The 11,758-nt window shown below is 50.0% G+C and carries 9 protein-coding genes; 1 reads left to right on the top strand and 8 read right to left on the bottom strand.

Annotated features, from left to right (window positions below; all coding sequences use genetic code 11):
• Positions 1–356 precede the first annotated feature (356 nt).
• From A3GK_RS10520 to A3GK_RS0105760, 8 genes are all read right to left on the bottom strand, one after another.
• Positions 357–587 (bottom strand): hypothetical protein, encoded by a 231-nt coding sequence (locus tag A3GK_RS10520; protein WP_040576009.1) that lies wholly within the window; start codon positions 585–587, stop codon positions 357–359.
• 381 nt (positions 588–968) lie between these two features.
• Positions 969–2,105, bottom strand: coding sequence for a hypothetical protein (locus tag A3GK_RS0105790; RefSeq protein ID WP_018028529.1), 1,137 nt, complete (start codon positions 2,103–2,105; stop codon positions 969–971).
• A gap of 254 nt (positions 2,106–2,359) precedes the next feature.
• Positions 2,360–3,115: a 2,3-diphosphoglycerate-dependent phosphoglycerate mutase gene (gpmA, locus tag A3GK_RS0105785; protein ID WP_018028528.1), complete on the bottom strand. Its 756-nt coding sequence runs from the start codon at positions 3,113–3,115 to the stop codon at positions 2,360–2,362.
• A 41-nt stretch (positions 3,116–3,156) separates the two neighbouring features.
• Positions 3,157–4,164, bottom strand: a complete 1,008-nt coding sequence (locus tag A3GK_RS0105780) for a polyprenyl synthetase family protein (RefSeq protein WP_018028527.1) — start codon at positions 4,162–4,164, stop codon at positions 3,157–3,159.
• 21 nt (positions 4,165–4,185) lie between these two features.
• The gene (gene mutS / locus A3GK_RS0105775; RefSeq protein WP_018028526.1) at positions 4,186–6,831 is read right to left on the bottom strand and encodes a DNA mismatch repair protein MutS; all 2,646 of its coding nucleotides are present in this window, start codon (positions 6,829–6,831) and stop codon (positions 4,186–4,188) included.
• A gap of 80 nt (positions 6,832–6,911) precedes the next feature.
• Positions 6,912–7,715, bottom strand: coding sequence for a nucleoside triphosphate pyrophosphohydrolase (gene mazG / locus A3GK_RS0105770; protein ID WP_018028525.1), 804 nt, complete (start codon positions 7,713–7,715; stop codon positions 6,912–6,914).
• A gap of 75 nt (positions 7,716–7,790) precedes the next feature.
• A complete protein-coding gene (locus A3GK_RS0105765) occupies positions 7,791–9,812 on the bottom strand; it encodes a protein-disulfide reductase DsbD family protein (protein WP_018028524.1) in 2,022 nt (673 codons plus the stop codon).
• 24 nt (positions 9,813–9,836) lie between these two features.
• A complete protein-coding gene (locus A3GK_RS0105760) occupies positions 9,837–10,778 on the bottom strand; it encodes a pseudouridine synthase (protein WP_018028523.1) in 942 nt (313 codons plus the stop codon).
• Between the two features lie 479 nt (positions 10,779–11,257).
• Here A3GK_RS0105760 and A3GK_RS0105755 point away from each other — a divergent pair, with 479 nt between their 5' ends.
• Positions 11,258–11,746: a BT0820 family HAD-type phosphatase gene (locus tag A3GK_RS0105755; RefSeq protein ID WP_018028522.1), complete on the top strand. Its 489-nt coding sequence runs from the start codon at positions 11,258–11,260 to the stop codon at positions 11,744–11,746.
• Positions 11,747–11,758 lie beyond the last annotated feature (12 nt).

Here is an 11,758-nt window from a genome sequence, read left to right as displayed (position 1 = left end):
AATGGCACTTTGTGCAACATTCTCAAGTAAGGACCTCGGCAGAGGTCCGTGCTAAATAGGCACAGGTCAAGGTACGCAGTGCCGAAGACCTGTGTATAGATAGGTGTACAATACCCTTGCGACCCCGGCCGAGGGGTGGGGAGGGTCGGACAACCCTATCTCTAGGTCTGACCCCTCAGCCGGGGTCAAGCAGGTGGTGAATATGCTCTTGCACACAGGTCGTTCGGGGCTAACGCCCCTCCGACCTGTGCCTATTTAAGAGGGACCTCTGCCGAGGTTCTTACGCCATTATCCTCAACAGATTGTATATCATCATTCGCACAATAGCCTTTTCTAATGCGTAACCCCTGATGTGTCTACTTTTTCAGGAATAGAAGAAATGGAGTGTCTACACTTTCAGGAATGCGATAGTATAGCGTCCACATATTCCGCATAGGGTGCGGAATGAATTCCGTACGCGTGCGGAACGCATTCCGTAGCCCTGCGGAATCCATTCCGCACGCATACGGAATATGAGGTTGATACAAGAGGGGAATATATGGACCTCTGCCGAGATCCTTCTTCCAAATATCGCCACTCTGCATCATCCACCTTTACCATGGGCACTTGCGACGAATAGCATACGTATATATTCGGTTCCATGTGGGCTGTGCCCATCAATCCTGCAGAGCTACCTTGCTACATGAGACTGTTGCACGAAGGCGATCTGCGGCGTTGCTTTCGGGATTCGGGCTCGGTCACGTACGTGAGTACGCTCCCAGCGCCCTCACCCTTTTGTGTGTGCCTGGTGCCCTACGTGCACCTTGCCGTCAGCGACTTGCATCTCATCCTTCGTTCAAAGTCTCAGCACATTTTAGTAAATGTGCGAGAATGGCACTTCGTGCTACATTCTCTACATAGTCAATAAGCCCGAGCAGTTAGATGACTGCTCGGGCTTATTGTGTTGATTGTGAGTGGTGATGTGGGTGTCAGAATAGACCGAGGATGCCGAGCACCCCTCCCACTACAGCACCTACAGTGTTGGCTCTTTTTTCTCGCTTAACTTGCTTCAGCACCTTATCGTAGTGATCTTTATCATATTCTGCATAGCCAATGAAGTTGGCCTCTCCCAATTTGTCGTCAAAGACTTCTACCGCTACGAGCATCGCACATATATAGGTGTCATATTCGTAATATGACTTGTCGAAAGAAGAGAGGGTCATGTAGAGGACATAAGTCTCACTTCTATAGGCTTCATGAGGGTTGTCTCCTCTAAGCTTCCGCTCATAGTGCTCGGCATCTGATTCACTCATCTTAAGGATGGTTTCGCAAGGTTGGTAGATAAAGTAAGTCTCTGCATTGTTGTAGCCTTCAAAATAGGAGTTCTCGCAATTATTTACCTTTGTTATCTGATACCCTCCTATCTCTGGATCGTAGGTTTGGGAGGTGGTGGATGCTCTTCTCTTCTCGTAGAAGGTGGTGCCATTCTCCATCTGCTTTTTGAGGGTGGCGAGATCCTCTTGAAGCAATCTTGTGAATTGATCTTTCACCCTTCGGAATTCAAACTTATCGTATCTGCAGACTTCTCCCTTCTCGGGGTCTTTGAGTAGAATGTACTCAAGTAGGGTATCATCATTCAACTTCTTCTGTCCGCTTTGTATGTAGTAGACGAGGCGGACCAGTGGTGTTAGTTCTACACAGCTATCCCTGAAACGATGGTTGTAAGGACCGTACATCTGAAAGATATTGTCGTAGATCCCTTGATCTATACCCACAATTAACGTGGTATTATCGGGCGCCTTGCACTTGGCATTAATTGTTATCACGTCAGTTAAAAAAATACCTGTCTTTACCTCTTTCGGAGGGATAAACTCGGTAATTACAAGTGGTTTATAGTGAAGATCTTTTAGATCTGCACGCTGAAATATTTCGCTATCATCTTTCTTTTCGAGCAGTATGGATCTAGTTTGATCGTAATCGGGTTTACCCATCCATAGGGTATCTCCTACCTGTAGCTCTCTACCGAAGTAGGTGGTGAAATGATCTATCGTACTCTCCTGATTTTGGGCAGTCAACTCAATGGCTCCTAAAAGTAGGGCAGTCGTTACTAGTAGTATTCTATTCATACACTTAATTACTTTATACAGTAAATTACTCTTGTGAAACCTATTTAATGGGATAGATGTACTGCAAACATATTGAAAATAATTGATATATCTTAAGCTTTGGTCCCCTAATCCGTGAATTTTATACACATCTTCTAATCCTAGTAGTGTCATCGGATCCAACTATGGGCTTGGTGAGAGAGTCTATAATGAAAGGGGGCTCCGTCGCTATTGCGATGGAGCCCCCTTTTTGGAATTATTCTAGTCTCAGTGGGTTACTTCTGGCTTTTGCCTTGGTTGGCTACTGCCTCCATTAGCTTTTTCACCTCCTCTGGATCACCTACGAAGTAGTCCTTCACCAGCTTCATACCGTTTTGCTCGTCAAACTCGAAGACGTAAGGTACAGCGGTTGGAAGGTTGAGCGATACGATATCCTCATCGGAGATCCCTTTGAGCTTCTTGATGATGGCCCTCAGGCTATTGCCGTGAGCTGCTACAATAATATCATCGTGCTCTGCGAAGGAGGGGAATATCTCTTGCTCCCAGTAGGGAAGGATCCTTTGGATGGTATCCTTAAGGCTCTCGGTAAGAGGAAGCTCCTCCTTATTGATATGGGCATATCTCACATCATTGTAGGGTGAGCGAGGGTCGTCGGCCGCCAATGGTGCTGGTGGCACATCAAAGCTACGGCGCCAGATAAGTACCTGCTCATCGCCATACTTAGCGGCAGTCTCAGCCTTATTAAGCCCTTGGAGCATACCGTAGTGCTTCTCATTGAGTCGCCAGCTCTTCTTTACTGGGATCCAATCGAGGTCCATCTGGTCGAGGACGGTATTAAGCGTCTTAACGGCACGCTTTAGGTAGCTAGTAAAGGCCAGCGTGAAGTGAAATCCATCCTTTTTGAGCTGCTGACCAGCCTTGATGGCCTCCTCTATACCGAGTGGAGTAAGGTCTACATCGGTCCAACCGGTGAATCGATTCTCCAGGTTCCACTGGCTCTGTCCATGTCTGATTAAAACCAATCTCTTCATAATCTACAATCTTATATATATTGTTTCAAAAACCTAATACACTATTTTTCTCGTGTTGCAATATAATCGGCCACCATGATCAGTCCGTCACGACTTTCGCACGGTGGCAATCCTGCAACTAAAAGGCTCTTCGCTTCCTCTATCATTTCCTCCATTCGCTTTCCAGCATATTCAATGCCTCCCATGCGTATGGCGAAGTCTATAATATAAGCAATCTCGCCGCGCCTAAGCTCCTCATGGCGAAGGAGCTTGAGCACCTTGTCGCGCTCTTTACTCTCCTGCTGTAGGGCATGGATCAGTGGGAGGGTTACCTTGTGCTCTGCGATGTCTTGACCCGATGGCTTACCAAGTTGGGCGGTGGGTTGGTAATCAAAGATATCATCGCGTATCTGGAAGGCACGGCCTAGAAGTTGTCCCGCCTGCTCTATTTTCTGAAGCGTCTCTGCATCACTCACCTTGGCCAGTAACGCACCTACCATCATACTACTCTCGATGAGAGAAGCGGTCTTTCGGTCAATGATCTCTAGGTACCGCTCCTCGGAGTATTCGCCCAGTTCGGCAGTATCCATCTGCAGAAGCTCTCCCTCGGAGAGGTTTTTGCCAAGGGTGGCTAGTTGGAGAAGTATCTGCTTGTTATTGGTATGAACCGCCTGCATCATCGCATTAGCCAGTAGGTAGTCGCCAATCAGCACCGCCTTATGATTACCAAAGACCGCATTCATCGAGGGCACCCCTCTCCGGTGTCCACTCTCATCCACCACATCGTCATGCACAAGCGTAGAGACGTGAAGTAGCTCAATAAAGGTTGATCCATTAATGACCTCCTCCGTGATAGGATCAAAGCAATTGGCCGTAAGAAGTAGGAGTAACGGACGCACCTGCTTAGCCGTCTGTCGGCTCAGCAATTCAGTCGCTTTGACAATGGTTGGAGCAATACTTCGTATAGAGCCTAGATAGGCCTCCTCAAATTGCTTGAGGGCCTCTTGGATCTCTTGAGGCATCTGCTCAATGAGGGTTGCGGATTGATTATGTGGTTTGTTGCTCTGCATAAGTAACCTTGAATGCTTCTATTAATGGAGGTCTATTCCCTCCTTGCCACCTGTGAGGAGTCGCTGGATATTATTGAGTTTATTGAGGGCGTCAATGGGGGTGAGCTGATTGAGGTTGAGCCCTACAATCTCCTCTCGCACCTGGCTGAGGAGCGGATCGTCAAGCTGGAAAAAGCTCAGCTGTACTGGCCCATCTTGTACCTGCTTTTCGGGGAGGCGTGGTTTGGAAGGAGCCTTGCTCCGTCCACTCTCCTCGTCGCGCTCTCTTGCCGACTCCTCTAGTAGGGTGAGAATCTCTTCGGCACGGCCGATGATCTCCTTGGGCATTCCTGCCAGTTTGGCCACATGAATACCAAAGGAGTGCTCGCTCCCGCCTGCCACTAGCTTGCGGAGGAATATGATCTTACCCTCCACCTCCTGTACCGTGACATTGTAATTCTTGACCCGAGCAAAGTGCCGCTCAAGGTCGTTGAGCTCGTGGTAGTGTGTGGCAAATAGCGTCTTGGCTCGCCCCCTTGGATGGTCGTGGATATACTCCACAATCGCCTGTGCAATAGAGATGCCGTCGTAGGTGCTGGTGCCACGTCCCAGCTCATCCACCAGTACCAAACTGCGATTGGTGATACCATTAAGAATCGTCGCTGCCTCGGTCATCTCCACCATAAAGGTACTCTCACCTCGCGAGATATTATCAGAGGCACCTACACGGGTAAAGATACGATCCACGATGCCTATCTTTGCTGCACTAGCCGGTACATAGCTACCAACTTGTGCCAGCAGTACAATGAGGGCAGTCTGCCGAAGTAGTGCCGACTTACCTGCCATATTAGGACCAGTGATGATGAGGATCTGCTGCACCTCATTATCGAGGAAGAGGTCGTTGGGGATATAGCTCTCACCAGGGGGCATCAATCGCTCTATCACTGGGTGCCTACCCGCCTCTATGTCTATGGTGTCGCCATTGTCTACCACGGGGCAGGCGTAGCCGTAAAGCGAAGCCACCTCGGCAAAGGAGCTCAGCACATCTATCTGTGAGAGCACCGTCGCATCCGATTGAATCTCTTTGATAAAACCACGCACGTAGTTGAGTAGCTGGTCGTAGATCTCATTCTCCAAGATCTGTATCTTCTCCTCTGCTCCTAGGATTTTACTTTCATACTCCTTTAGCTCGGGTGTGATAAAACGCTCTGCTTGGGTCAAAGTCTGCTTGCGAATCCACTCCTCCGGTACTTTATCTTTGTGGGTGTTTCGCACCTCAATATAATAACCAAAGACGTTGTTGTAGGCTACTTTAAGGCTTGGAATGCCCGTGCGTTCGCTTTCGCGATTGCGGAGGTCGAGAAGATACTCCTTGCTACCGCTGAGGATATCCCGTAGCTCATCCAGTCGGCTGTCAAAGCCTTTGGCAATCACATTCCCCTTACCTAGCTGATTGGGTGTCTCCTCGTTGATGGTTCTTTCAATCCGCTCCGCCAACTCCTCGAGGGGGTCTAGGGCAATGCTTAGCTCCTTGAGCGAAGCATCGCCAGTATTGTAGAGGGCTCCCATAATCGGCTTTACCAAGCGTAGCCCACCCGCCAATTGTCGTAGCTCACGAGGGTTGATGCGGAGGACGGAGACCTTACTTGCCAATCGCTCCAGGTCGCCTATCTCCGATAGGATTTCGGAGAGCTGATGCCGTAGCTCCTCTCTCTCGAGAAAAGCGGTAACGGCAGTCTGTCGCTGTGCTATCTCACGGGCGTCGAGTAGGGGGAATACCAGCCACCGCTTGAGCAGTCGGCCACCCATTGGCGTACGAGTATGGTCAATGACGCTGATGAGTGAATTGCCATCCTCATTGAGGGGTTGTAGGATCTCAAGGTTGCGGAGGGTAAAGCGGTCGAGCTGTACGAAACGATTCTCCTCTATCTTGTGAATGGTATTGATGTGCTGTATCTCGGAGTGGTGCGTTGCCTCAAGGTAGTAGAGGATTGCCCCGCAGGAGATAATCGCTAAGACCTCATGCTCTATCCCGAATGCCTTGAGGTGCTTCACCTCGAAGTGCTTTAGGAGCCTATCGCGTCCATAATCTTGCGAAAAGGTCCAATCCTCCAAAGGGTAGAGGTTGAGTCGCTCACCGAAGTGAGCCTGTACATCGTGCTCTGTTCCCCGCTTTACCAGCACCTCTTTAGGATTGAAGTTGGTGAGCAACTTATCAATTTCATCGTAGCTCCCTTCACTGCAGACAAATTCGCCAGTGGAGAGGTCTAGCAGAGCTATTCCCGCCTTGCCTCCTCCGAGAGCAATGGCTGCAAGGAAGTTATTGGTATCTGCTTCGAGGACAGAGTCGTCCATCGTAAGTCCAGGGGTCACCACTTCGGTCACCGCCCGCTTCACCAGCTTCTTCGCCAGCTTAGGGTCCTCCATTTGGTCGCAGATCGCCACCCGCTTTCCCTTGCGGACCAGCTTGGGGAGGTAATTGTCAAGAGCATGGTGGGGGAATCCCGCCATAGGGTCATCACCCCTCTTAGTAAGAGTGATATTGAGTAGGCGAGAGACCTCTACCGCATCATCATTAAAGGTTTCATAAAAATCGCCCACTCTAAAAAGCAATAACGCACCTGGGTACTGCTCCTTAAAGCGTCGAAATTGTGCCATCATCGGCGTCTCCGAAACCTTTTTCGCCATCTTAATTATTTAAATCGTCTCTTACCTAATTATGGGATACTCTATATCTCTACAAATATACCTCTTTTTACCGAGACTGATTAAATCTCTTGCCTTTTGGCTTCATTCCAAAGGGCGTCCATCTCGCCAAGGGTCATCTCTTTGAGGCTTTTCCCCTCTGCCTTGGCCGATGCTTCAATGTAATTAAAGCGACGGATAAACTTCTGGTTGGTGCGCTCCAAACTGGTATCGGGATCCACGCCATAGAGGCGTCCCATATTGATCAGACTAAAGAGAAAGTCCCCCATCTCTCCCTCCTTATGAGCCAAGTCGCCATTACCCTCTATCTCGGCACGTAGCTCTCCCAGCTCCTCATACACCTTATCCCATACATCGCTTTTCTCAGCCCAGTCAAAGCCTACATTGGCCACCTTCTCCTGCACACGGTACGACTTGATGATGGAGGGGAGTCCCTTTGGTACCCCACCGAGTACCGTCTTATTGCCCCCCTTCTCTTTGAGTTTGATCTGTTCCCAATTGAGTTCTACATCATGTGCATTATTGACCTGCACATCACCGTAGATATGTGGGTGGCGAAAGATGAGCTTATCTGCCTCACGATTGCAGACATCGGCGAGGTCAAACTGCCCCTTCTCCTCTCCAATCTTGGCATAAAATAGTACATGGAGGAGCACATCCCCCAGTTCTTTAGCAATCTCCGAGTGATCCTCATTGATGATTGCCTCGCTCAGTTCGTATACCTCCTCTATGGTATTGGGGCGTAGCGATTCATTGGTTTGCTTCGCATCCCACGGGCACTCTACCCGTAGTCGCTCCAGCACATCTAGCAGTCGTCCGAGGGCTTCTAGTTTCTCCTCACGGCTACTGCTGCTCTTTTCCTTCATGGTGATTTCTATTAATGGATTGCGTGGGTAGATCGTTTTGCACCTCTCTACCCACGCAATATAATTTGCTCTTAATTACTGTTGCTTTTTGCGATACTCCTCAAGTCCGCTCTTTAGCCAATTGACATAGTGGTCTACATCCTTATCGAAGCCAAAGCTAGGACCCAGAGGGAGCCCATTGCCATCCAGCATCACGTAGAATGGCTGCGCATTGGAGCCAAACTTCTGTGATTGGAAATAGCTCCACCGCTCTCCAATGGTCTTGAGCTTGCGGGTGCTATCGCCATCCTTCACCTCGATATACTTAGGTAGCTTGGTCTTGTCGTCCACGATGAGGGTGACGAGGATAAATTCATCATCGATGATGCTCTTCACCTTTGGATCGGTCCAGACGGAAGCCTCCATCTCACGGCAGTTGACGCAGCCGTAGCCCGAGAAGTCAATCAAAACAGGCTTTCCCTCGCTCTGAGCCGCCCGCATACCACTCTCATAGTCGTGGAACTTAGGGTGTACCTCCGAATCATAGAGGTTGAAGTCCTGAGTATAAAGCGGTGGTGCAAAGGCACTGATTGCCTTGAGCGGTGCACCCCAAAGCCCTGGCACCATATAGACGGCAAAAGAGAGTGAGATGATGGCAAGGAATAGTCGGGTAACACTCACGAAGGGGAGGTCGCTATCCTGTGGTAGCTTGAGCTTGCCGAGTAGGTAGATGCCTAGTAGGAAGAAGATCACGATCCAAAGTGCCACAAAGGTCTCTCGATCAAGGATGCCCCAGCCATAGGCGAGGTCGGCAACGGAGAGAAACTTGAGGGAAAGTGCCAGCTCAAGGAAGCCAAGGGTCACCTTGACACTCGTCATCCAGCCACCACTCTTAGGCATACTCTGTAGGAAGTTGGGGAATATGGCAAAGAGGGTAAAAGGAAGCGCTAGTGCTACAGCAAAGCCGAGCATGCCAATAGCAGGGCTAAGGAGACTACTTCCCGACGTGGCTGCCTGCACCAAAAGGGTTCCGATGATAGGGCCGGTACAGGAGAAGGAGACCAAAGCCAAGGTGAAGGCCATGAAGAAGATACTCAGCAGACCGCTCGTGCTCTCTGCCTTGGCATCCATCTTATTGGTCCACGATTGTGGAAGAACTAGTTCGAATGCCCCGAAGAAGCTGACCGCAAAGAAGACCAGAAGGGCAAAGAAAAGGATATTGAAGAGGGCACTCGTGGCTAAGTCATTGAGTGCACTCGGTCCAAAGATCGCTGTAATCAGCAACCCTAGTGTGAGATAGATTACAATGATTGCCAACCCATAAATCACCGCATCGCGAATGGCGGCTTGACGGCTTTTGCTCCGCTTGAGGAAGAAGCTCACCGTCATAGGGATCATCGGCCATACGCAAGGTGTAAGGAGAGCAATCAAACCGCCCAAGAAACCGAGGACAAAAATCATCAAGAGGGAGTTGTCGGTGGCGCTCAGCGTGGTATCGCCATACGCCTTGATCTCCTCTACTACTGGCTTCCAGATGTCGCCCGTAAAGTTGGCTGCTTCGCTCTCCACCGTGGTGGTAGACTCCTCCTCGCTACTGCTGTCGCTAGCAATCGCTTCCATCTCCAATGGAGTGGTGAGATCACCAGCCTTTAGACTAATGGGAAGGCGGGTGGGGGGGAGGCAAGTTTGGTCGTTGCATAGCATGTAAGTAAGGTCGCCAGCTAGCACAAAGTGCTCTGGATCCTCTATCTGTACCTGTTGTTCAAAAATGACACTTCCCGTGTGCCAGCGCAGGTTCATCTCAAAGTTGGGGTCGTAGACGGAGGCCGCCTCTTTGGAAGGCTTTAGTGCCCCTAGCAGTTTCACCCCTTTAGCCTCGTCTAATGCAAAGGAGGTGGGGGTTGGCCCGCCATCTGGGAGGGTCGCATCGTAAATATGCCATCCCTGCTTTAGGGTTGCCTTGAAGCTCAAGGTCACCACCCCATCAGCACTATTTGTGTGGCTTTGCTCCCAGCTCACCGCATCGGTAATCATCTGCGCCTCTGTACTACTCCAGGGGAGGAGGGCGATGAAATAACTCAGCACGAGCCATACAAGTTGTCGTTTCTTAATCTTCATAAAAGTATGTATAGAGTGTTGGTTTTAATAGTCTCTTCCTGTTGGTTGCTTCTCTTTATCCAGCCTTAGCCACGAGAAGTAGTGGGTGGGGTAGGGACCCTCAAATCGGCGTGGCTGCTGCTCCCCAGGGATCAGTAGCTCAAGACCGATCTGCTCCAAAGCGATCTCTCGATCGGTGCGAATCTGGCTACGTGAGCGTACATCGCCCAAGATGCTCAGCCCATTGTCGCCAAATAGCTTGCGGAGGGAGAAGATTCGTGCCCCCACCACATCTATCTGTACAATATGCATCTGCCCATTTCGACTGCTCTTATCCACCCGCACCTCTGCGGTGATCAGCTTGGGCTTTGAGAGGCTACGCTCCTCGGAGGTGGCACTCAGTAGTTGCACCTTCTCCTTTAGCTCGCCCTCAATGCAGGCGATGAAGCGTTGGTGCTTGGCACGTCGGCTCCACTCCTTCACTAGTAGCTCCTTGGCCTCTACACTCCTCGCAAAGACCACAAAGCCAGCCGTGTTGCGATCCAATCGATTCACCATAAAGAGCTTTGCCCCCTCTTCCCCCTTCTTGTAGTGCTGACTGAGAAGAAATAGAGCCGTCTGTTGGCGGTTTTTATGTGCGGTATTGACCGTAGGCAATCCCCGCTTTTTGTAGGCAACTACATACGCTTCACTTTCCCATACTATCTCTAGCTTGGGGTGTCGAAAAGGCATTGGTGGCACTCCACGGTGCACACGCACTACCACGCCGGCTCCCACCGTCTCAGTAGCTCTTGTGGTAGACCACTTCCCTACAGAGACCCTTCCCGAGGCAATCAATTGCTTCGCAGCTGTGCGATTGCGGCTGGACTTCTCCATCAAGAGCTCCAGTAGAGGGGCTTCGCTGCCCGCCCTATAGGTCTCCTGCACGGGGGTAGGGTTCTCTACTCGTGATGCTGTCTGTCGCTTTGTATTATTGTTGTTATCCATGGCTTAATTGACCACCTATTTATACGCTTTACTCTCACTCCTAGTCCCAATTATTGACCGGAATTTAGAGATCTTATCACGCAAATATACTATTTTCTCCCTATCTGCCGTAACCCTTAGTGCCGATTCCGAATTCCAAAAGCAAAGAACAGCTCCCCTTCGTGAAATAGGCTCAAAATAGGAGGTTATATAGGGTGTCAAAAGTGGTTTTGTAACAGATTGAATGCTAATGCTTTATAAGGGCGAAAGTTTAGTTGCAACTAACCGATTGCTTAGTTGCAACTCGCCGTTTGTTTAGTTGCATCTCGCCGATGGCTTAGTTGCAACTAAACTTTTCCTCTCCTCGCCACTCGATTATTGGTTGGTGGAATTCTCTTAATTCTCCAATGGGTTTGACCTGCCAAATCTGAGTAGAGCCAAGATAAATTGTGTCGGGAGAATTGGGTATCTTTGTCGGCGTTAGAGGCAATAATAGAGATATGAAGACCAACCGCAGATATACCATCGCCGTAGACTTTGACGGCACCATTGTGACGCATGAATACCCAAAGATCGGCACTGAGATACCCGGTGCTGTAGAGGCACTCAAGGAGCTCCTGAGAGAGGGGCATCGGCTGATCCTATGGACTGTCCGTGAGCGAGAACTCCTAGAGGAGGCGCTGGCATGGTGCGAAGAGCGAGGGTTGGTCTTTTATTCGGTCAATAGCAACTTCCCCGAGGAGACACTCGAGGATCGCCACTTCTCACGCAAACTGAAGGCCGATATATTTATCGACGACCGCTCCATCGGAGGGCTGCCCGACTGGCCAAGTATGCTCCAGATGATTCGTGAGCAAACTCCTTTCAAAACCCCTATGACCCCACAATTTACCGCTCAGATTGACGACACTCACCGTGAGATGATGGAGCGATACCAGCACGGCTCTCGACCCAAGCGTGGTGGCCTCTTCTCCAAGCTCTTCAAGTAATCTCTTTACACA

It is taken from the genome of Porphyromonas somerae DSM 23386 (assembly GCF_000372405.1).
In the GTDB taxonomy this organism is placed as follows: domain Bacteria; phylum Bacteroidota; class Bacteroidia; order Bacteroidales; family Porphyromonadaceae; genus Porphyromonas_A; species Porphyromonas_A somerae.
Note: the sequence above shows the minus strand (reverse complement) of the source record. Positions and strands in the feature narration are given on the sequence as shown.

Bases quoted from the DNA above. Each gene is read 5' to 3' on its own strand.
- A3GK_RS0105790 (WP_018028529.1), bottom strand. From the start codon at position 2,105: ATGAATAGAATACTACTAGTAACGACTGCCCTACTTTTAGGAGCCATT.
- gpmA (WP_018028528.1), bottom strand. From the start codon at position 3,115: ATGAAGAGATTGGTTTTAATCAGACATGGACAGAGCCAGTGGAACCTG.
- A3GK_RS0105780 (WP_018028527.1), bottom strand. From the start codon at position 4,164: ATGCAGAGCAACAAACCACATAATCAATCCGCAACCCTCATTGAGCAG.
- A3GK_RS10520 (WP_040576009.1), bottom strand. From the start codon at position 587: ATGATGCAGAGTGGCGATATTTGGAAGAAGGATCTCGGCAGAGGTCCA.
- A3GK_RS0105760 (WP_018028523.1), bottom strand. From the start codon at position 10,778: ATGGATAACAACAATAATACAAAGCGACAGACAGCATCACGAGTAGAG.
- A3GK_RS0105755 (WP_018028522.1), top strand. From the start codon at position 11,258: ATGAAGACCAACCGCAGATATACCATCGCCGTAGACTTTGACGGCACC.
- mazG (WP_018028525.1), bottom strand. From the start codon at position 7,715: ATGAAGGAAAAGAGCAGCAGTAGCCGTGAGGAGAAACTAGAAGCCCTC.
- A3GK_RS0105765 (WP_018028524.1), bottom strand. From the start codon at position 9,812: ATGAAGATTAAGAAACGACAACTTGTATGGCTCGTGCTGAGTTATTTC.
- mutS (WP_018028526.1), bottom strand. From the start codon at position 6,831: ATGGCGAAAAAGGTTTCGGAGACGCCGATGATGGCACAATTTCGACGC.